Source organism: Baaleninema simplex PCC 7105 (genome assembly GCF_000332355.1).
In the GTDB taxonomy this organism is placed as follows: domain Bacteria; phylum Cyanobacteriota; class Cyanobacteriia; order Cyanobacteriales; family Geitlerinemataceae; genus Baaleninema; species Baaleninema simplex.
Window position 1 is genome coordinate 1,737,348 of sequence record NZ_KB235958.1, and the last position, 21,790, is coordinate 1,759,137.

Here is a 21,790-nt window from a genome sequence, read left to right on the forward strand (position 1 = left end):
TTAACGATAATGTGAAAAGCAGCGTCATACTAATTCTATTGCATTATGAATTTCCGCAAGTTATAATTGAAGATTAACAGCAAAAAATATGATTTAAGTTTTATGAAAATTCAAAATCTCAAAATCACTAACTTTAGAGGCATCCGCGAGCTAGACTTGGATTTTAGCGATCGCGATTTAGTTGTCTTGGTCGGCGTAAACGGAGTTGGTAAATCGAGTATCTTAGACATTTCTAGAATCCTTTTATCTTATTTGGCTGAGCTATTAGGAAAATGGCGTTACTATGTCGAAACATTTAAATACTATGAAGAAACAAAAGAAAGTCTAATGAAAAATAATTTTCATATAGCTAATATACTGATGTTTAGAAATCAAAAAAAACTTGAATTAACTTCAAAAGAATTACCACAAGTAAGAAATGAAGATATAACGATAAGCGCAGAAGAATCATCGATTAGTATTTCTGTGGTTTTCATTTATGAATCTCAAAAGAAAAACATTTTTTGGAAAGTAAAAAATAACAAAAAGAATGAAATTAATGTGCCTGAATATCTTGAATATATATATCATGATTTATCTAAAAATAACTTGAATTTTAGCGAAGATAATCTTCCTGTATTAATTTATTATTCAGTCAATCGAGCGATTCCAAATTCTTTGCTCGATCGCCCAGAAGACTCTGAATCTTTTCTCAGTCAAGTCTATCATCAAGCTTTGACGGGAACTAACGTAGGATTTAAACACTTTTTTCAATGGTTTAGAATTTTAGAAGACATTGAAAACGAAGAAATTCGCGACAATCCAGAACATCGAGATAAAAAACTCGAAGCAGTTCGTTCGGCAATTTACGATTTAGTTCCAGAATTTTCTAACTTAAGAGTACGTCGATCGCCTTTACGGATGACCGTCAACAAAAATAACGAAGAATTAGAAATAAATCAACTATCCGACGGCGAAAAGTGCCTAATTGCAATGGTAGGAGATATCGCACGTCGGTTAGCCATTGCAAATTCAAATCTAGCAAATCCACTCGAGGGAACAGGAGTCGTCTTAATCGACGAAATCGAACTTCACTTACATCCTCAGTGGCAAAAAGATGTCATTCCTTCACTTCGGCGAACCTTCCCAAACTGTCAGTTTATCGTAACGACACATTCGCCGCAAGTTGTGAGTCAAGTTAAACCAGAAAACGTCTATATTTTAGAAAAGAAAGAAGATAACATCGTGGTCAGCCATCCCGAACTCTCCTATGGTCGAGAGATCGGTCAAATCGTTGAAGACGTGATGGGAGGCGTTGCCAGACCCTCTGAAGTTCGAGACGAACTGATGCAGCTTTTTCAACTGATTGAAGAGGGGAATTTAGACGCTGCACGTCAACTTCACGAACAAATATCAGATAAAATAGGAGCGGACGATCCGCAATTAATTAAAGCCAGTGCGTCAATTCGTCGTCGGGAGATTTTGAATCGGTGAAGTATATCCGCAAAGGAACTGAACCCAAGCGGTTTGAGGAGTGGAAACAGGAAGAAAACGAAGATTGGAAACCGTCGTATGACGACAACTTCCAAAATCCAGAAAAGCAAGAAGTTCACGAAGCACTTTTAAAAGAACAGGGTTATATTTGCTGTTACTGCGAACGACGGATCGATCGCTCTTCGAGTCACATCGAACATTTGATTCCACGAAATCAACGTTACGATTTAGCGTTAGCCTATGACAACCTGTTCGCATCGTGTCAGGGAGAAAGTGAAACGCCACCTCCCAAACCCGTTCACTGCGGACATAAGAAAGCGGAATGGTATGATGAAACGTTGATGGTGTCGCCGTTACAGGAAGATTGCGAGACCTTTTTTCGCTACACGGAAGACGGACAAATTTTAGCATCCCGCGATGTTGAAAAAAACAAAGCCGCAACAACCACAATAGACAAACTCGGACTCGATATTCCCAAGTTGCGGCGAATGCGTCAAGCCGCGATCGAGGGATTTTTAGGAAATATCGATCGTCTGTTACTTGAAGAAATCGAAACGTTATTGAATGGGCTATCTCAATCAAAGCCAGATCAATTTCAAGAGTTTTGTAGTGCGATCGCCTACGTTTTAAAACAGTATTATTAATAGAACATTAGCTCTCGAAAGTGATTCGATAAAAATAACGAGTTTAGAGCAAAATGTTTGACCCTAAACTCGTGTGAGAATGTAGAAACAACGATCGCCCTAAATTGCCATAAAGCTTCCCGAGTCGATCGCGTCGAGACTGACCCCCTCGAGGGTAGCCAACAACTCGTCAGCCAAAGAGATCGTCACGTCATTACCCTGCTGAACGATCGCCAACTGCTCGAAAGTTATACCATCGAACAATCCCAAGCGATCGCCACCACTAAAGTCGGCAATGGTATCGCTGTCGTAACCGACGCGCAAGACGAAAACATCGTCACCTTCTCCTCCCATGAGGATATCGTTTCCGAGATCGCCCCAGAGCAGATCGCCACCGGAACCGCCAATTAAGGTATCGTTATCTCGACCGCCCCAGAGGACATCGTTTCCGTCGTTTCCTTGCAGGAGGTCGTCCCCTTGGTTCCCTGCCAGCAAATCGTTTCCGGCATTTCCCTCAATGAAATCGTTGCCGAGATCTCCACGAACGATATCGTTTCCGTCACCGCCGCGAACGCTGTCGTCGTCTTTCCCCGCTACGAGCAAATCGTCGCCAGCTCCACCCTCGAGGATATCTTTACCTTGATTTCCAGTTAGCGTATCGTTTCCATCGCCGCCATAGAGGTTGTCGTTCCCGGCTAAACCGACGATGAGATCGTTGCCGTTATAGGCTGAAATGGTTTCTCCATCGTCGCTTCCCGTGAGTACGTCGTCCGTATCGCTTCCGTCGAGAACGCGATCGGTGGGGTTGGGAGAGGGGAAGGTGCGATCGCTGACATCTCCAGAAGAACCAGAAGAAGCATCGGAATTGGCATCGTCTGTAACGGGAGACGGAGATGGCGAAGGCGATGGCTCGTCAGTTGGTGTTGCGGCTGTCACTGTAATGGCAACAGTGTCGGTGTCTGAGAGAGAACCGTCGCTGGCGGTTATCTCTGCACTAGCGTCTCCGGTAAAGTCCGTCGCTGGCGTAAATTCCAGCGTCGATAACGCGGCGTTGAGGTCGCTGAGACTTCCCGAGAACGTCACCACTGCATCGTCGGTTCCGTCGCCGTCTGAGAAACTGAGTCCCGTGGTTTCGGTGAGAGTTAACGTACCGTTGTTGGCCGTCAGGGTCACGTCTAAGTCGTCGCCATCGGCATCGAACACTGAGATCCCAGATAGATTGAGAGCGGTATTGACGGACGTTTCTAAAGAATTGCTCGAAACCGTGTTTTCCGGCGCAACATTAGATGCAGAGGGAGGAACTGGAACCGCTCCCGTACCTTGAATGGCGAAGTCGTAGGGGTTCTCGTCGCTGTCATCGTTGGCAATGCTGAGCGTGGCAGTGCGAAGTCCTTCTTCGGAGGGGTCGAAGGTGACTTGGAAGGTCGTACTTTCCGAGGCGGCCAGAGAGGCGGCGGGAAGCAGAGTTACGCTGAAGTCAGAAGCATTAAGGCCGCCGAGACTGACGAGGGGGGAACCACTGAGGGTTAAGGGGGTGTTCCCGAGATTTTCTACCGTGAAAGTACGCACGACCGTTCCGCCAGAAACGTCGGTGCTGCCAAAATCGGTAAGATCGGCTGCATCGGGGGTCGTGCTGCCGTCAGTGATGACTGTGCCGTTTCCTGTAATTTCGATTTCGGGTTGTTCAAATTCAAAGGCTCCGATATCGCGAACGAATCCAGCGGCGACTCCCCGTTGGTCGTGGGAGGTGGCATCGGTTCCCGAGCCATCGATGGCAGGACTCCCCGGTACGAGTGCGTGAGTGAGCGTCTCGCCGCCGTTATCGGCTAAGGTCGCGTCGAGAACGTCGCTCAGGCTGAGTCCGCTGGTATCGAGGACGAGATCCGATCCCGAGCCAATGCTACCGGAACCGTTGCCGGTGGTGGTTCCGAGGATGTTGTTGTGGTTACCGTTGATGTTGTTTCCTGCTACGTCGGGGGCTTCACCACCTCGATCGATATTGCCAGCGATAATGCTGTTGCGGACGGTAAACGGATCGCCGTTACTGAAGATGCCGCCTCCGTCTCCCTGCCCGTTGGCATCGGCATCAGCAATGTTATTAGTAATAGTCGTATTTTCGATGAGGCCACCATGCCAGCTCCGAATGCCGCCACCGTCGTAATTATCTGAATTGCCCGAGATTGTTGAGTTACTGATATTAATGGCTTGACGACTGAAGATACCACCACCATGGTTGTTAGAAATGGTGGAATAGTTAAGGTTGATATATCCATAACTGGAAATGCCACCACCGTCATAGCCAGAATTTCCTGAAACAGTCGAATGGGTAAGGGTAACGTAGTCTCCAGCAATACCACCGCCGTTAGAGCTAGAGTTACCCAGAACTGTTGAATGAGTAAGAATAACATCTCGTCCAACAATTCCACCACCATCGTTGTAGCTAGAATTTCTCGAAATTGTGGAGTTGCTGAGATCGATATCTCCCCCACTAATACCACCACCACTGAGAAAGGCAAAATTCTCTAAAATCTCAGAGTTGGTGAGAGTGACATCACCTTGCCACGTGTAAATCCCACCACCATGATTGCGGGCGGAATTGTCTGAGATTGTGGAATTTGCAACGGTGATAATCCCACTGTTCAGCGGACTCCCATTGTCCTGTTGCCAAACACCACCGCCGTGGTCGTCACTCGAATTACCTGAGATTGTGGAATCGTTTAGGGTGATAGTTCCTCCGCTCGCAATACCTCCACCGTTGCCATAGCTAAAGTTATCCGAAACTGTCGAGTTGTCATTGAGGGTGACACTTCCCAAACTCTTAATTCCGCCACCACCCTCACCATCAAATCCACTGGAGTTATTGGAGATAGTAGAGTTAGTCAGGCTCACAGATCCTTGACTGTAAATGCCACCGACCCACGAGCCAGAATGCCCTGAGACTGTTGAATGGCTGAGGGTGACGTCGCTACTACTCCAAATCCCACCACCGCTTGAGTTGCTGTAGCTATGTGAGACAACCGAATCAGTTAGGTCAATTTCTCCATAGCTTCCAATCCCGCCGATACGATCGCTGATATTGTTCGAGACTTGGGAGTTGTCGCTGAGGCTAACTTTCCAATTGCCCCAAATTCCACCGAATTCCTGGCTGGAATTCCCTGAAATTGTGGAGTTCGTGAGGCGGACCTCTTTCAAGCTGTAAAGGCCACCTCCCTGTTGGCTGGAATTATCTGAGACGGTAGAGTCAGTGAGGGTGATGTTTTCCTGGCTGTACAGTCCGCCGCCCCGGTAATTGCTCGAATTGCCCGAAACTGTGGAGTTATTTGTTAGGTCGATCGCTCCCCGACTGTAAATCCCTCCTCCTTTATCTTGATTCAATCTCGGGTCTTGCTTGTCAATGGAATTTCCGGAGACTGTGGAGTTATTGAGAGTGACCTTTCCACCACTGTAAATACCACCACCACTAAGCTTGCTAGAATTTCCGGAGACTGTAGAGTTGTTGGTTAAGCTGATATCTCCAACATGACTGAAAATGCCCCCACCAGCACCGTCGTAGCTTATATTTCCTGAAATCTCCGAATTGCTGAGATTAGTACGTCCCAAGCTATTATAAATGCCACCACCATTGCCATAGCCAACGTTGTCGGAAACCCTGGAGTCGTTGAGAGTGACATCATCCCACTGACTGTAAATACCGCTACCGTCGTAGTAGTTGGTATTACTCGAGACTGTGGAGTTGTCAAGCAAAGTGATATTTCCGCGACCGTGAATACCCCCACCTTGACCGTAATAGCTGACATTGTCTGAGACGCTGGAGTTGGTGAGAGTAATATTGTCTTCACTGTAAACTCCACCACCGCTGGAGTCAGCGACATTGTCCGAGACGATCGAGTCGATTAGGTTAAGCTCTCCAGAGCTGTAAATACCTGCACCCCTCTCAGAACCTATCGTTTTTCCTCCCGTTATCGTCAGACCTTCTATGGTCAAAGGCTTGTAGTATGGGCTGTTGATGACGCGCGATTTGCCATCAGCATCGATCGCCAGGTTCGCCGCTCCCGGCCCGACGATCGCCAATCCTTCGGTAATCTCTAGTTCTGTACCATTGAGGGTGATGGTTCCCGTCAACCCAGGTTCAAACCGGATTTCGTCAAATCCGTTTCCCCATTCCGAACCATCGATCGATGTATCCGTGTTGGCCGCTTCGATCGCCTCCCGTAGCGTTACCAATCCATCAGTGGTGGTATTGTCGTCGAGCGAATCCACGAAGATAGTCGCCATGTCCTAAGTCCCTTTGGATAATACATATTTCCTGGGATTTCGATTTACTACAACTGGCTTTCAAACAATTCAGAGATTACTCTGCTGGGTCTTTAGTCATTATAAAGATAGTTCGCGCAAAATTACTCTTGTTTTTATCACAAATCTTTAAGAAAATTTCAAAGAGATCGATGTTTTTCGGAGTATTTTCATTCTATGAAAAACTACATAAAATCTGATATTAAAATTTTAAATTCTATGTTAAATTACGCACGACAGTCCAAAATATCACTCTCTCAAACTCATTCCAATTATGAACAAACTCCGCTTGAATCTCGGCTGTGGCTCGAAGCTGTTGTCTGGCTATATCAACGTTGACAAGTTTGGTACACCGGATCTGCACTTCGATCTCGAAACCTTTCCCTGGCCTTGGATAGACGACAGTGTTATCGAAATTCAATTGGTTCACGTCCTCGAACATTTAGGGCAACAAACGGACGTTTATCTCAAAATTATTCAGGAAATGTATCGTGTCTGTGCTGATGGTGCGACGATTAGAATAGTCGTTCCTCATCACCGTCACGATAACTTCGTTCGCGACCCCACTCACGTCAGAGTTATTACACCGATGGGATTGATGATGTTCTCTCGTCGTCTCAATCAAGAATGGCAAGCACAAGGGCGATCGAATACACCACTGGCACTCTATCTCAACGTCGATTTCGAGCTAGTGAAGACGAATTTTGTCGCCAGTCAGCTATGGCGCGATCGCTACCCCGATCGCGTTTCAGATTTACACCTACTTTTACGAGAAAGCGCACTTTATAACAATCTCATCGAAGAAGTGGACATGACTTTAAAAGTTATTAAATCTTAGATTTAAACCCGGTTTTTTTGAGAACGCTGTCCTAAAATAGTGAAATCACTGACAAGTTTCACAAACAAGCACGACGAACATGGTAGCGAATTCATCTCCTAACTCACCTGAAACCGAACCGATGCGAAGCGTTCACACTGCGAATTTTCACGAACTTTTAAGACAGTTGGAAATTTCGCTAGTCGTCTCGACGTATCAAGCGGGAAAACTCATCGTTGTCCGAGCCGATGGCGACTCGATCAATACCCATTTTAAAATGTTTAATAAGCCAATGGGATTGGCCGCCGATCGCGAAAAAATAGCCATCGGAGCAGCCTTTCAAATCTGGGAGTTGCGGAACGTTCCCGCCGTTACTCAAAAACTCGATTTTCCCGACAAACACGACGCCTGTTATTTACCGAGAAACATACGTGTGACTGGGGATATCGACATTCACGAAATGGCGTATCTCGACGACGAACTCTGGTTTGTCAATACGCGATTTTCTTGTTTGTGTACCCTCGATCGCTCTCATAGTTTCGTTCCCCGCTGGAAGCCGCCGTTTATTACTGCTTACGATTTGCGCGATCGCTGCCATCTTAACGGTTTAGGAATTCGCGAAAACCGTCCGAAATACGTGACGGCGTTAGGAGAGACGGATACACCGAACGGTTGGCGAGAACGTAAAGCCGACGGCGGTATTTTAATGGACATTGAAAGTAACGAATTTATTGCTCGTCGGTTATCGATGCCCCATTCTCCCCGTTGGTATCGAGGGAAGTTGTGGGTACTCGAATCGGGGAACGGTAGTTTAGCGACGGTCGATCTAGACACTGGAAAAATTACCACAGTTGCCGAACTTCCTGGCTTTACTCGAGGAATCGATTTTTATGAAAATCTCGCATTTATTGGATTGTCTCAAGTCCGAGAAACGGCAGTTTTTAGCGGTATTCCCATCACCGAACGGTTGAAAGAGCGCATTTGTGGGGTTTGGGTGGTGAATATTGACACCGGACAAACGGTTGCGTTTTTAAGGTTTGAAGACGCCGTTCAAGAAATTTTTGCCATTCAAGTTTTACCCGGAATTCTGTTCCCTGAAGTCATCGACTGGGATACAGAGTTAATGGCAGGATCTTATGTTTTACCCGATGAAGCGTTGGCGGAAGTCGTTTCGCTTTCGACTGAGGAAATAGATCGTGAAATTCATACAACTCAAACAACTGAGAACGCCGATCGCACGCCACACTCTGACGTTCTCGATCGCTTCGAGTTGGGAAATCGCTGTTACCATCAAGGACAACTCGATCGCGCGATCGCCGAATATCAATGCTGTTTGCAACTCGACCCTAACTTTATCTTAGCTCGCTACAATTTAGGGGTAGCCTTGGGAGATCTCGAACGTTGGGACGACGCGATCGCACAACTCAAACAGGTTATCGATCGCGAGCCGAAATCCGCACAGGCTTACAATCAACTCGGATTGAGTTATAGCCGCATCGCCTCTTGGCAAAACGCGATCGACTGTTACGATCGCGCAGTGTCTCTCGAACCCAATTTTGCTCAAGCACATTTTAATTTAGGCATGACACTGTTGCAAGTTGGGAATTTTCAACGAGGATTTACTGAATGCGAGTGGCGTTGGAAAACAGGAGAATTCACGCCGTTTGAATGTCCTCACCCCAAATGGAACGGCGAGGATATTTCTGACAAAACTTTACTCGTTCATACCGAACAAGGTGCAGGCGATGCGATTCAATTTATTCGCTTTCTTCCCCAAGTCAAACAGAAATGTCAGCGATTGCTGCTGTGTTGTCCGCAACATTTAGAAAAACTTTTTTCGCAACTTCTTGAAGTTGACGAAATTTTATTACCCGGAACGATTCCTCTCTCGGCTTTTGATACCTATATTCCCTTGATGAGCTTACCTTACGCGCTCGGTACGACAATTGAAACAATTCCCGATCGCGTTCCCTACCTCCATTCCAACTCATCTCATTTTTCACTTCCCAATCGAACATCAAACCGTCCTAAAATTGGGTTTGTTTGGGGAGGAAGTCCGACGCATAAAAACGATCGCAACCGTTCTTGTCCTTTGGAATACTTTATTCCGATTTTAGAACGATCTAACGTTGAGTTTTATAGCTTGCAGAAAGGCGATCGCACCCAGGATTTATCCCAGTTACCGAATTCAGTTTCCGTAGAAGATTTGAGTTCTCAACTGCACGATTTTACCGATACTGCCGCCGCGATCGCACAGTTAGATTTAGTAATTTCTGTCGATACCTCTGTGGCTCATCTGGCTGGAGCGATGGGAAAGCCAGTGTGGACGTTACTATGCTACCGTTGCGATTGGCGATGGATGTGCGATCGTGAAGATACGCCGTGGTATCCGACGATGCGTTTGTTCCGTCAGTCTCGATCGGGTGATTGGAAAAGTCTGTGCGATCGCGTCTGCTTGGCGTTAGAACAAGAGTTCTAGGAAATTTTTAGAACTGAATTTTACGGAATTTCTGGGTAATTTTTAGAGTGCGATCGAAGCGAATTACCCTCGAGAGACTGTACGACAATTACAAAAATTGCTTGGGATTCCAAGGCGTATTAGAGCGATATCCAACGATTACCGTATCGATCGATTCAGATTCTCTCTTTTTGAAACTCCGAGAGCGTTTTTTTTCGTTGCTATGATAATCAATATATCCTTTCTGATACCAATTGGAAATACCCGTCGGTAGATCCGATCTCAACGCTCCTCTAAAATTTATCGGGAAGATTCGATCGATCCACTGTTTCGCCAAGCTTTGACTGAGAGGTTCCTCAATATTTTTATTATAGATGATTGCCGCATAGGGCGATTCTGGCTCTTCTCGCTTAGGAAAAAGTAAAAACAAATCTATTTCTGGTAAATCGCCAATTAGCTCGACATAGCCTTGCTTTGCACCTTCAGGATGTAGATAATGATAGTAATAGGCTAAATGCCAAGATGCCAATCGTACCACTTCAGACTCGTTAGCATATCCTAACTCAACTAATAACGGTTGAAGTTCGGGAATTTTGTAATTGCGATCGGTTGCAGCAAACAAAGCTAACTCGAGACGTCCCATATTAATGAGGCGACGAATCGCATTGGCATTATCACTAAACCGTTCGTGAGCGTCAAAGGCTAAGTTACAAGGAAAATAGGGGAGATAAGGTTCAGGTTCGGGAGAATTTTCGAGGATATCTAACAACCATTCATTCGGATCTAAACGATTGCTGATATAGTCTTCAAAATTCCTATCTATCCAGGAAATGATGCTCCAGAACGCACCAGCAATTCCCGGACGCTCGATTTCTTTTCGGCGCATCGTATCCATCATTTCTTCAAAGGGAGGAAGTCCTGAAAAGAAGTCTGAATTGTATTTATTTTTCTCTCGATCGCTAAAATACCGATAGCCATTTTCTAATTTCAAGAAGTTGCTATAAAATTTAGCGATTTGATGAGCCGCACAAGCGCGAATATTAAGATGGTCTCGATCGAGTAGTTCTAATAACGTCTCTCCAACTGTTGACCACGGCAAATCGTAAATATCAAAAAATATTTTTGCAGCGAAGATATCTTCTTGAGTGAGTGTTTCACAGAGTTCGGTTTGAGTTAATCGATCGAGCCAGTCTAAAATTAAATGATGATACGGTTCGTCTTTGGCAAGAAACCTAAGTCTAGAACAAAAGTCTGTAAAAACATTAGGAAAACGTCGAGCTTGAGCTTCAATGACGTCAAAAATTGGTTGCAAACGCACTTGAGTCGCTCGAGGTTTGTACTCGTCACACTCTGAGATTTGGGAACGTTCCATTTCTAAGGCTTGAACGAGACGATCGATCGCACGCTTCCAAATTTGATAATTTTCAGAATTGAGTAAATCGATGAGTGTTGAAAAAATCGTATCCCACTCATCGACGCGATAGGGAAAATCTAGGGGAATCTCTAAAAAATCGAGCGGTTCTTTAGTCCAATAGGGAGAAAAGGCTTCGGGAGTTAAAAGCCGATCTCGATAGATGTCCAAATTTTCGTCTTTTTGGGGTAAATAATTTTCGTCTCGATTCACGATATTTCAATCTTTTTAGATTGTGGTTTATCAGTTTTTCAAGCGTAACTAACTTAGCGAGATCGGACGACCTCAGTATTTCACAATCGATTCAGAAATTCGGAAGCTCGATCGAGTCTCATCACGCTCCTTGAAAATAGGTGCGTTTTACCTTTGTTAATTTACCAGAAACCGGGTATTTTCAAGGAATTGGAAGTCTGAAACTCACCGCTCTAAAATCCACCCGATTTCTCAACGGGCAATTTTTTTCAGATTTGAGATGCACCCTTAAATATTGTATGAGTTCCCAAACCTATCCAGTCTTATTATAACTATTTAACATCCCCAATGACTGAAGAAAATCTTACAACAACCCTAAAAATCGCCTGAGATTCCAAGGTGTATCAGAACGATATCCAATGATGACATTATCGACAAATTTCGGTTTGTTTTCTTCTTTTTCCCAAGGATAGATGGTTTCGGTAGTATGGTAATCAATATATCCCTTCTCATACCAATGAGAATCATAGATGGGGACATCTTTTCGTCTCGATCCCCGAAAATCTTCTGGAAAAATGCGATCGACCCACATTTTAATAATGTGGCTCATCTGGCTGGAGCGATGGGAAAGCCAGTGTGGATGTTGCTATGTCACCGTTGCGATTGGCGATGGATGTGCGATCGCGAAGATACACCCTGGTATCCGACGATGCGTCTGTTCCGTCAGTCTCGATCGGGAGATTGGAAAAGTCTGTGCGATCGCGTCTCGTTGGCGTTACAACAAAGATTTAAAACAAGATTTAAAACCCCCTAACAAATCTTCGCCAGCCGTTCGGTCGCCACCTTATCCGCCCCTGGAGCTGTCCAATGTCCCGTAGCCGCATCGCGATCGATCTCGTAAGCAATCACACCGTAATTGCGTCCGTAGCCCCAGTTGACTAACAGCCAATCGTTCAAGCGCAAACCGATCCCCCGGCTTTGCTGCGATCGACTGCTCGACAACTGATAGACATCGCCTGCTTTACCAATGGCGAGAGTGTTCGTGTAGGGCATTCGGTTGTCGGAGTAAGCCCCCGCCACCTGATACAACCCTTCGAGTTCTCCCGGCGTTCCTCCCGTGGCGCGTTCCCAGCCAACTTGACCGAGAGACTGCGGCGTCGTCCAACGGCCTTCGAGAGTTCCATCAGCATTGATGCGGTACAACACCACACAATAGGAGGAATCGACACCCCACCCCGTAAATAAAAAGTTGTCTTCGACAAATCCCAATCCAGCAAAATGATAGCGATCGGTAAGCCAAATGACTTGATAAAGGCGATCGAGGGGATAAATTTTAACCGTTCCAGTGTAAGACTGGCCGCGCAAGGTCGTCGCGTCCTCGATCGTCCAAGTCCCTTCGGGATTGACTGACATTTTAAAACTTTGCAATTTTAAGGTTTCGTACTTTGGGCGTGGAAATTCGGGCGTTGTCCCGATCGCGCGATCGCCCCGTTTGCAACGCACGACCGAGTGTCGAGGAAGGAAAACCCGAAGTGTCGTCCTTCCCCGTCAGCCGTTATCCAAACACGCGGTCTAACACCGTTTGCGGTGTGATATCCGCCATGCGACCTGTCGTCGATTGAATTCCCACCGCGCGATCGCTCTCCGGAGGAAGCAGCTTGTGCGGGTCAGTCGGCCCGAAAAGGGCGTACGTGTAAGTTTTCACCGCCACCGCCAAGTGCATCGGGGCGCTATCCGTACACAACATTAGCGTCGCACCGGCGATCGTCGCTGCCAACTTGCCAACATCGGGCGGAGCGATCGTTTTCAGCCCGCTGGTGGCTTGCATCAGCGATCTCACGAACTCGTCGTCTTCGGGGCCGCGTGCCACGACGATGGGGAGGTTGGGTTGGCGTTGCTGCAACCCGCGAATCACCTCCACCCAATTCTCTACGGGGTAGATTTTATCGAGTCCCTTCGCTTGCGCCAGTTGACTCGAACCGCCGTGAAGCAAAATATAGCCGCTTTCAGCCACGCCGAGACGCTGCTGTTCGGCCTCAGCCCACTCCAAATCGTCCTTTAGGAGCGTCACCGAAAGGTCGGGACAGGGGGCTTCGATGCCGAATCCGCGTACCAAATCGTGATACATATCGGCGGCGTACTGTTCGCCTTTGAGGGGAACAGAATTCGTTAAAAACGGGCTTCCCGATCCTTCATAGCCGACGCGGGTGGGAATCCCCGTCAGCCACAGGAACAGTCCTACCGCCCACCGCCGCCCTAACGATAAGGCTCCATCGAATTCGCGATCGCGCACCACCCCGAGGAGGTTGCCCCAGTCGGCGGGGCCGTTGCGATCTTTGAAATCGAAAGGAATAACGGTTAAAGAACCATCGTGAAAATACTTGTTGGCACGGTATGCCCCCATCGATCGCGGTTCGGCGACAACGCCGAGTTCGCAATCGGGATAGGAACGCTTGAGTTGTTCGAGAGTCGGGAAAAATAGCAGTTGGTCGCCAATTCCCCCAGGAACGAGGGCGAGGATTTCTTTCATAGGGATTCCGCTTGTCCGTTCGCGTTGGTGTCTCCGTGAGGGAGCATCGCGCTTCTCAATCCAGACTTTATCGTATGTTGAACCTACCCGTGTCGTCTAGGGAAGAGGAGCAGGGGAGCAAGGGAGAGCTGACAAGGCTATGATTGTAAGAGAGAGAGAAAGAGCCGACAAAGAGAAAGCCGTAGACTCGTTTAGGAGAAGCCATGAAATACAACTCAGCTTACCTCAAACAGTGGTCGCAAGAAGTCAGTCGTCATTTTCCGAATCTTTCCTTGCCACAAGTATCAGGGCTAGCCACCTGGAGCTTTGGCATGATGATGAGTCGCTCTTCAAGTCTGACTCAAGTGTCAGAGTGTATTGCCCAAGTCAACGGGGAAAAATTCACCAACGTACGTCAAAGACTACAACAGTGGTACAAAGAAAAACGCCAAGCTTACGGTCGTAAATATGCTGAGCTAGATGTAGCCAGTTGTTTCGCGCCGCTGCTGAAGTGGGTCTTAGAGCTATTAGGAGAGAGCGACGACCTGTTCCTGGCCTTAGATGCGACCCATATCGGTCAAAAATTTATCGTCTTGTCACTCAACGTACTCTATCGCGGCAGTGGCATTCCCGTGGCCTGGAAAATCGTGAAAGCTTCCCAGAAACACCCCTGGAAGCCCCTGTGGCAAGACTTGCTCCGTCGCTTGAGCGGAGTGGTTCCCGAGTCGGTCAGGGTTTGGGTTTTGGCCGATCGAGGACTCTATGCTTGTTGGCTGTATGAGGAAATTGTGGCTCTGGGATGGCATCCTTTGTTACGTATTAACTCACAAGGCTATTACCAAGTGCGCTCGGGGGAAACTCTCGCCGACTGGCAACCTCTCGAGCAAGTGGTTCGAGTTGGTGAGAGTTTTAGTCAACCGGTACGCTGCTTTCGCCAAAATCCTCTCGATTGTACCCTGTTAGCCCGATGGGACGAGGATTACAAAGACCCTTGGCTGTTGCTGAGTGACGCCTCACCTCAATCGGCTTCGGCTGCCTTTTATGGCTTTCGCTCTTGGACTGAAGCGGCTTATCGCGATCTCAAGAGCGATGGCTTTAATTGGCAACGCACCCGTTTGACTCATCCTCACCGGGCTGAGTGTCTTTGGCTGGCCATGTCTGTGGCTTTACTTTGGCTCATCACCGAAGGGGCTTGTCGGGAAGACTCCCAAAAGCCTTCGACTTCCCCTCGGACTGACTCTGACTCGACCGGTCTGGCCGCCGCGACCCTCAGACCGAGAACTCTTTCTTGTTGGCGCCTTGGCTGTATCTCTTTTGTCGTCCGCCTCTTTCAAGGACTTCCCTTGAGTTGGGGACGCCACCGTACTTCTCCCTATCCTGGGGCTTCTTTGGCTTTCGATACCTCCTAAGTAAAAGTCATAGCCTTATCAGGCAAGGGAGAGGGGGAGAGGGGGAGAGGGGGAGAAACTGTCAACTCTCAACTGTCCTCACTGTTGGCTGTTCGCTGTTCGCTGTTTGCGGTAGAAGGTGACTCGACGACACGGGCGATCGCGCTGGAATCGGTTCGTAACAGCGTCGTCAGTCGCTCCAGTAGTTTTTCTAACTTTCCTTCTTCGAGCAAGCCTTCGATTAACGTCAACCCGCTCGTCGAAAGCATCAACTTCGTCACGTCTTGCGAGATATTGCCGTTGCTGTCGTTTCCGCCGCCGGGGAACGCGTAAATCTTCGCATCTCCCAAAATACCCGGTTGCGGTGCCAAGGATTTTACGATTTCCGGCAGTTGCTCGATGAGTTGCGGCGCGATTTCGGCGATGAGTTGGGCGTTACGGTTGGCATCGCTGAGGGCGTTTTCGGCGACAATCCGAGCTTCGATTCCGGCGGCTTCGGCGAGGGCTTTATCCCGTTCGGCGTCGGCGAGGGTGCGAATGGATTCGGCTTCTAAATCTGCGGCTTGACGGGCGATTTCGGCTTGGCGGCGGCGACGAAATACATCGATTTCCACCACGTTGTTTTCAGCGATGCGCTGTTTCTCAGCTTCCTGTTCGGCGAGAATGGCTGATAACCGCTGTTCCCGTTCGGCGCGTTCGAGGGCGGAGGCGGTTTCCACGGCGGCTTCGGCTTTGGCGCGAATCGCGTCGGCGGCGAGGCGTTCTTGGGTTTTTTGGGCGATCGCGATCGCCGCTTCTTGTTTGGCCAGTTCCGAGAGTTCTTCAGCTTCGGCGACGGCGACTTGCGCTTTCAATCGATTGGAATCGATGGTTTTCTGGCGATCGATCTCCGCCATTTCAGCTTCCCGTTTCTGCAACGCCTGAGCGACTTTGAATTTCTTCTGTTGTTCTTCGATCGCAATTTCAGACTCGATTTGCCGCTCTTGTAACCCTTGGGCTTTCGCGATTTCTTCTTCTTCGACTGCTCGAGCTTGCAAAATCTTATTTCGCTGTTCGTTAGCAGCTTCTTTATCTTTGGCTTCTTGAATTTCGCGAGCGCGTTTGGCTCTTAACGATTCAATTTCGAGTTGTTGTTCGAGTTGAGAACTTTCTCGTTCTTTTTCAATTTCTAATTCTTGCTTTCGGGCTTCTAACTCTCGTTGTTCGATCGTCAGCTCGGTTTGCAGTTGAAACTCGCGTCGTTCCTGTTGGGTTCGCAATTCGACTTCTTCTTTTTGCTTGATCGATCGCTGGATCGTCTCGGTTCTCAACCGCACGCCTTGAGCGTCGAAGAAATTGTTCGTGTCGTACGTATCGCTTTCTTCAATCTCAGAAATTGCAATGTTGTTGAGCGTCAATCCAACTTTTTTCAAATCCTGTTGAATTAAATTTAAAACCTCATCTGCAAAGCCCAATTTATCCGAGTCTATTTCAGCGAGGGTTTTTCGTTTTGCAGAAGCGCGAATGGCATCGTCAGCCCGTTTTTCTAGAGCTTCTTTAATATCTGCCGGAGAAATTTTCCCGTCTCTCGACAACCGAGCGGCCGCAGTTTTAACATCTTGTTCGTCGTGGTTTACACAGACATAAAACGTCACTCGCATATTGGCTCGCAAATAGTCTTGCGTCCGTACTGCCAAGTTTCCCGTGCGTTCGACATCGATATTAATTTCCCGCATCGGAACTCGAGTCAGTTCGTGAAAACCGGGAAGAACGATGCAACCGCCGTAAAGAATGACCGTATTTTTCTTGGCAAGGAAGCCCCCCGTTCTCACAAAGGCTTCGTTGTTCGGTGTGATTTGATAAACGCGGGTATACGCCCAAAATCCCAACAGTAGTAAAGCAATAATGACGACGATACCGATCGCAGTTCCGCCGAGAATGAAGGTTCCGCTTCCGAGTTGTGCTAAAACCAGCACGTCCTCGGAGTCTTCAACTGAATCTTTAACGAGCGATCGCCCGAGCGATCGAGCGAGTTCTAAGCGTTTATCTGGTGTAAGTCGTTCGAGAGGGGATCCGAGAGGAGATCGCTCAGTCCGTTTTAAGGCTTCCGTTTCTCGATGGCGAACGGCGACGAGGGCGGGAGGCGATTGGGCGATCGCGTTTATCGGTACGGCTTTGGCCGGATTAAAGGATAACGCTTGCAGTAAAGTCAACCAGTACAACATGACAGTAATTGATAGTTGATAATTGACAATTGACAATTGATAACGAAGACCTTTTTCCTCCTCATTTCCTCATCTCCCCTTTTACAGTGAACAGTGTTTCAGTCGCCAGTCGCCAGTCACCAGTCCCCAGTCGCCAGTCACCAGTCACCAGTCACCAGTCACCAGTGGGAACAGTTGACAGTTTTTCCCCCTCTCCCCCTCTCCCTTTCTCCCCCTCTCCCCCTCTCCCCCTCACGTCCCCAGCCAGCGATCGCGATCGATAGAATTGTTGGCGATGACAATAAAAATCGGCGGTTGGTGTTCGATGACGATGACAGAATCGCCTCGTTGGGGGACGACTCGAGCGTCTTCGGGAACGACGGCGTTAATGGTGACGAGGTTTTTGGCGGGATCGATCGCGTCCACTTGTCCGACTTTGTCCTGTCCGAACCGAGGAATTTGACTGGAACTGACAGTTCCGAAACAGCCGACGAGTCGATCGCTGCTGGCGTCTTCGCTAAAAGAGGCGAAAAACAACCGTCCGAGGGGACGGGCGATCGCACCGCCGAGTAAGACACTGACGATTCCCGTAGCGATAAAAATCAGCGTATCGAGGGGCGATTTGGGCAGGTTGAGGGCGACGTTGACGATCCAACCGAGAAGTCCCCACAGGCTGAGATCCGCAGCAAGCAACAACATCAGCGGAACGCGGCCGATTCCCAACCAGCCGAGAACGGGGACGATAAAATCGCCGTCGTCGTCGAGGTCTTCTTCTCCGCCGATGGAAATGGCGATGACAAACAGGAGAATACCCGCGACGAGAAAAATCCAGTACGGTAAGTTAGCCAGGTCGAACACGATCGCGTCTGGAGAATGCTATCCCACAGAATAGTCGCTCTAGAATAGAAACGTGGGACAACGGTAACAAAGATTTAATTTATGCAGCTTCAACGACTCGGACACGTGGCGATTTGTGTCAACGATATTGAGAAAGCCGCTGCGTTCTACCAACACTTGGGCATGGAACTGGCTTGGAAAGATTCGGACTGGGCGTATTTGAAGGCAGGAAAGGACGGATTATCCCTGTTGAGTCCGAATTACGAACAAGCAGGCCCCCATTTCGGCTTCGTGTTCGACGATCGCTCGAGCGTCGATACCGCTTACGAACGACTTAAGGAAGAAGGCGTTCGCGTGAGTGAGATCCACGAACATCGCGACGGAACGGCATCGTTTTACCAAAAATTTGGGTCTAAAGCCTCGCCCCCTTCGACTTGGCTCACTTCGACAAGCTCACTTCGACAAGCTCAGTGCAAGCAGTGCGAGCAGGGCAAGCCTTCGACTTAGCTCACTTCGACAAGCTCACTTCGACAAGCTCACTTCGACAAGCTCAGTGCAAGCAGTGCAAGCAGTGCGAGCAGGGCAAGCCTTGCAGGGCGACTTTGCTATGATGTCAGAGAACTGGAACGGTATTTAACCAGTCTAAAAACCGAGCCTCTAATCGAGGCATCCGAACCTTGAAAACTAGAGTTAGCGGGTTCTGTTCGGGAAAGCTCGAACAGGTAAAAGCTCTAAGCAACACGGACATCTCACGCTGGCGAACTCGGTTCGCCACCCCTGTCCTCAAGTACAGAAAGTCAATTTTTCAGTAGATTATAAGGTACGGTAGGGCATACCGAAACCTCCTCTGTAATGGGGAAAACGTCTGGGGAGATAAACCCCTCTGGTACTTATTGGCAACAATGGGTAGTAAGGGTTGTCGCCGAACCAGAAATCTAGAACTGTGAGGTCTGGAGAATCCCCACGCCTTCAGGCTGGGGAGTATGTCAAGCACGCGATCCCGACGGAAACTGGTTTGAATATCTGTACGAACCGGCGTAAAACGGCTGTACGTTGAAAAAATAAGCTTTTCTCGACTGCAATCTGGCTGTTGCGTAGAACCCCAGCGTCTTAGAGATGCCGGGGTTCTAATTCCTGTTTGCAAATGTTGTCGAGCGTCGTCCGAGCGAAAAACATTGACAAATTGACGATCTTGTGTTAAGAAAAAATGTGAGATGCACCCTTATGCGAGTATTCGAGAGTTTGCTAATCGACAACTCGCAAAACACCGCGTTTGAGTTCTTCAAAAACGTGGTTGATGAGATTTTGTTCTTCGAGTGTCAGGCTAGATTTAGATAGCAAACTCGCCATAAACACCTGCTGGTCAGCCCGAGTAATCCGATGCGACTCGAAGATCCGGTCGGCGATTTCGCGAACCGTTCGATCGCAGGTTTGTGCTTGAACGTAAGACATAGTCGGTAGCCACCCCAAATTGACTACTTTTGGTATCGACTTTATCTTATCGGATTTTTTTAAACGTGCGTGCGATCGCCAGCTAAAGCGACTGCGATCGTCTTCACAAAAAAATGCGATCGCGATCGCAAGTCTCCCCAAAGGCTCTTCGTCTCTGGCTTTCAGAAAGTCTCAAAACGAATTGCACGATTTTTTGCAACCGTAAAAACACGCAATTCAAAATAAAAACAACAGACCAATTGTCCGTATCTTTCGATGTTTTTTTCAATAAAAATACGGAATTCCGAGTACCTTTTCCTCAAACAAAGCCCCCTTCAATAGAGAAGGAGGCTCGATCGCAAGCTGGAGAACAAAGATAGAACCGTCAATCCAGAGATCGTTTCAGAAGGCGTTTACACGAAAATACTGCCAGACGCCTCAGCAATCTCGAACGGCGTCACCCCTTGCACCACACCCACATACTGACCGCTGGCGATAACTTTCAACGCGGTCGATGCCGTGGCCGCTCCCGCATCGATCGCAACATCGACCGCCTCGAGAGCGATATCGGCAAAGCCGACGCCGTCCAACTGGATTTTGTCCGCTTCTGCCACGCTGAAATCGGTAATCACGTCCGCTTCAGCAGCCGTCGCCGTTGCCGTACTGTTGGTCAGAATAAAGGTATCGGAGTTCGTACCGCCGGTGAGGAAATCGCGACCGAGATCTCCCGATAGGGTATCTTGTCCGGCACCGCCGATGAGTACGTCGTCGTCCGCGCCACCGTTGAGCAGGTCGTTCCCGTCTCCCCCGTTGACGATATCGTTTCCTCGGTTGCCGTTGAGGATGTCGTCACCGGCTTCACCGTTGAGTTCGTCTGCATCCGCACCACCGACCGCCACATCATCGCCATCACCCATATTAAAGGTGTCGTTCCCTTGGTTTCCAACGATCGGAACGTCGTTGGCTGCCGTTCCCGTAAACGTATCGTTCCCACCAAAGGCGACCACCCAACGGGCGTTATTGAAGTCCGTCGAACCGTCAGGGAGAATTGCGGGAGTGAGATCGGTGAAAATCGGCGGCGTTCCTAAGCTTGGCGGAGCGTTCAAGTCGATGGTGTCGTCACCGACTGACAGTCCGATCAGGTCGAATTGGTTCGTCGGAGCCGTCGGATCGGGGTTTTGGGCGCTGCCTTGTTCGCCCATGTTAAAACTGGCGTATTCTGCCGCATTTGATGCCGTCGGGGGCAGCGGAGCCGGTTGTGTCGGCGTATTGATTTGAGCCAAACCCGCCCCTTGAGACGGACTGAGTTCGGCCGCTTTAACCCCCGTCGGTGCGGTGAGAACGAGGGTGTAGTTGCGGGTATCCTGTTCTCCGAGGGGCGTATTGCTAAAGACCCGCACGCGATATTCTGTGTTCGCCGCCAACGCTTCGGTGGCGCTGACACCAACCCCCGCAACGTCATCGGTAATGACACCGTTCGTCATGTCGATGATTTGTAAGCGGGGGGTGAAGCCAGAACCCGACGAGACCTGTGCGGTGAGCGTTTCGCCTGCCAAGGTCGTGGCGACGCGGTACTCGTCTGCTAAAGAATAGGTACCCGGAGACGGTAGTGCGAGAAAGTCTCCATCGGTCAGTTGACCGTTGAGAGACAGGGTATTTCCCGACTGGGGCGCGCCGGTGATGGAGTTGGTTAAAGACGAGAGGGTGACGTTCCCGGCATCGACTAAGGCTTGTATTTTGTAATCGATGGGAAAGACGGGAGCGGCTTCGTTCGTCGTGAGGATGACGCGATATTCCGTTTGACCCGAAATTAATGCAGTCGTCGACGTGGCTGGATTGCCTTCGTTAAAGCTTCCTGCCAGTTGCGTTCCGTCTTCGGGGTTGGCGGCCACGAGTGCCACGTCCGTTGCGCCAGTTGGCGTTAAGGTCAGCGTTAAGTTTGCGGTGGGTTGGTCGACCGTGAGTAAGTATTCGTCAAAGCGCGTGACGGCGTTGTTCGTCGTCCCGATATCGCCCGACATGAAAATCAGATCGTTGGCGTTGAGTTGACCGGATAGGGTTGTGTTATTAGCCATGTTTACAAAGTTCCTAAAATCGAAAAAAGGAAAGGCTGCTATTGAAATAGACGATCGCGCGAGAAATTAGTTCCAAAACTCGCGATCGAGACGGTTTTGG

16 protein-coding genes are annotated in these 21,790 nt (G+C 48.6%); 7 read left to right on the forward strand and 9 right to left on the reverse strand.

Annotation, left to right across the window (positions count from 1 at the left end; all coding sequences use genetic code 11):
- Nucleotides 1-66 precede the first annotated feature (66 nt).
- Entirely contained in the window at nucleotides 67-1,473 is a 1,407-nt protein-coding gene (locus GEI7105_RS34695; RefSeq protein WP_245555396.1) for an AAA family ATPase, read from the forward strand.
- The gene (locus GEI7105_RS0109765) at nucleotides 1,470-2,117 is read left to right on the forward strand and encodes a retron system putative HNH endonuclease (protein WP_017660294.1); all 648 of its coding nucleotides are present in this window, start codon (nucleotides 1,470-1,472) and stop codon (nucleotides 2,115-2,117) included. Before GEI7105_RS34695 ends, GEI7105_RS0109765 begins: the two co-directional genes overlap by 4 nt.
- Before the next feature lie 99 nt (nucleotides 2,118-2,216).
- Here the strand turns inward: GEI7105_RS0109765 and GEI7105_RS0109770 are convergent, their stop codons facing one another.
- The gene (locus GEI7105_RS0109770; protein WP_026097553.1) at nucleotides 2,217-6,371 is read right to left on the reverse strand and encodes a beta strand repeat-containing protein; all 4,155 of its coding nucleotides are present in this window, start codon (nucleotides 6,369-6,371) and stop codon (nucleotides 2,217-2,219) included.
- Nucleotides 6,372-6,663: 292 nt separating this feature from the next.
- Between GEI7105_RS0109770 and GEI7105_RS0109775 the strand changes: the two genes are divergently transcribed.
- A complete protein-coding gene (locus GEI7105_RS0109775; RefSeq protein ID WP_017660295.1) occupies nucleotides 6,664-7,227 on the forward strand; it encodes a class I SAM-dependent methyltransferase in 564 nt (187 codons plus the stop codon).
- 79 nt (nucleotides 7,228-7,306) lie between these two features.
- Nucleotides 7,307-9,685: a TIGR03032 family protein gene (locus tag GEI7105_RS0109780; protein ID WP_026097554.1), complete on the forward strand. Its 2,379-nt coding sequence runs from the start codon at nucleotides 7,307-7,309 to the stop codon at nucleotides 9,683-9,685.
- 88 nt (nucleotides 9,686-9,773) lie between these two features.
- On the opposite strand, the gene GEI7105_RS0109785 is transcribed toward GEI7105_RS0109780, so the two are convergent.
- Together GEI7105_RS0109785 and GEI7105_RS39010 are read right to left on the reverse strand one after the other, a co-directional pair.
- Nucleotides 9,774-11,036 carry a hypothetical protein gene (locus GEI7105_RS0109785; protein ID WP_144053738.1) on the reverse strand — a complete coding sequence of 421 codons (1,263 nt, stop codon included), beginning with the start codon at nucleotides 11,034-11,036 and terminating at the stop codon, nucleotides 9,774-9,776.
- Between the two features lie 595 nt (nucleotides 11,037-11,631).
- Nucleotides 11,632-11,859: a hypothetical protein gene (locus GEI7105_RS39010; protein ID WP_017660298.1), complete on the reverse strand. Its 228-nt coding sequence runs from the start codon at nucleotides 11,857-11,859 to the stop codon at nucleotides 11,632-11,634.
- A gap of 9 nt (nucleotides 11,860-11,868) precedes the next feature.
- On the opposite strand from GEI7105_RS39010, the gene GEI7105_RS39235 reads away from it, so the two are divergent.
- Nucleotides 11,869-12,081 (forward strand): hypothetical protein, encoded by a 213-nt coding sequence (locus tag GEI7105_RS39235; RefSeq protein ID WP_202804394.1) that lies wholly within the window; start codon nucleotides 11,869-11,871, stop codon nucleotides 12,079-12,081.
- Here GEI7105_RS39235 and GEI7105_RS0109800 read toward each other — a convergent pair.
- Nucleotides 12,078-12,680, reverse strand: a complete 603-nt coding sequence (locus GEI7105_RS0109800; protein ID WP_144053739.1) for a hypothetical protein — start codon at nucleotides 12,678-12,680, stop codon at nucleotides 12,078-12,080. The two genes, GEI7105_RS39235 and GEI7105_RS0109800, sit on opposite strands and share 4 nt — an antisense overlap.
- 142 nt (nucleotides 12,681-12,822) lie before the next feature.
- On the reverse strand, nucleotides 12,823-13,797 hold the full coding sequence (locus tag GEI7105_RS0109805; RefSeq protein WP_017660301.1) for a glycosyltransferase family 9 protein: 975 nt from the start codon (nucleotides 13,795-13,797) through the stop codon (nucleotides 12,823-12,825).
- 203 nt (nucleotides 13,798-14,000) lie between these two features.
- Here GEI7105_RS0109805 and GEI7105_RS29845 point away from each other — a divergent pair, with 203 nt between their 5' ends.
- Nucleotides 14,001-15,185: a transposase gene (locus GEI7105_RS29845; protein WP_071591958.1), complete on the forward strand. Its 1,185-nt coding sequence runs from the start codon at nucleotides 14,001-14,003 to the stop codon at nucleotides 15,183-15,185.
- Nucleotides 15,186-15,253: 68 nt separating this feature from the next.
- On the opposite strand, the gene GEI7105_RS29850 is transcribed toward GEI7105_RS29845, so the two are convergent.
- Together GEI7105_RS29850 and GEI7105_RS0109820 are read right to left on the reverse strand one after the other, a co-directional pair.
- Nucleotides 15,254-17,368, reverse strand: a complete 2,115-nt coding sequence (locus tag GEI7105_RS29850) for a flotillin family protein (RefSeq protein ID WP_017660302.1) — start codon at nucleotides 17,366-17,368, stop codon at nucleotides 15,254-15,256.
- 231 nt (nucleotides 17,369-17,599) lie between these two features.
- Nucleotides 17,600-18,205 carry an OB-fold-containig protein gene (locus tag GEI7105_RS0109820; RefSeq protein WP_017660303.1) on the reverse strand — a complete coding sequence of 202 codons (606 nt, stop codon included), beginning with the start codon at nucleotides 18,203-18,205 and terminating at the stop codon, nucleotides 17,600-17,602.
- A gap of 81 nt (nucleotides 18,206-18,286) precedes the next feature.
- On the opposite strand from GEI7105_RS0109820, the gene GEI7105_RS29855 reads away from it, so the two are divergent.
- Entirely contained in the window at nucleotides 18,287-18,691 is a 405-nt protein-coding gene (locus GEI7105_RS29855; RefSeq protein ID WP_017660304.1) for a VOC family protein, read from the forward strand.
- 738 nt (nucleotides 18,692-19,429) lie between these two features.
- On the opposite strand, the gene GEI7105_RS0109830 is transcribed toward GEI7105_RS29855, so the two are convergent.
- Complete coding sequence (locus tag GEI7105_RS0109830) at nucleotides 19,430-19,636, reverse strand: hypothetical protein (protein WP_017660305.1); 207 nt, start codon at nucleotides 19,634-19,636, stop codon at nucleotides 19,430-19,432.
- Nucleotides 19,637-20,028: 392 nt separating this feature from the next.
- Nucleotides 20,029-21,690 (reverse strand): calcium-binding protein, encoded by a 1,662-nt coding sequence (locus GEI7105_RS33330; RefSeq protein ID WP_017660306.1) that lies wholly within the window; start codon nucleotides 21,688-21,690, stop codon nucleotides 20,029-20,031.
- Nucleotides 21,691-21,790 lie beyond the last annotated feature (100 nt).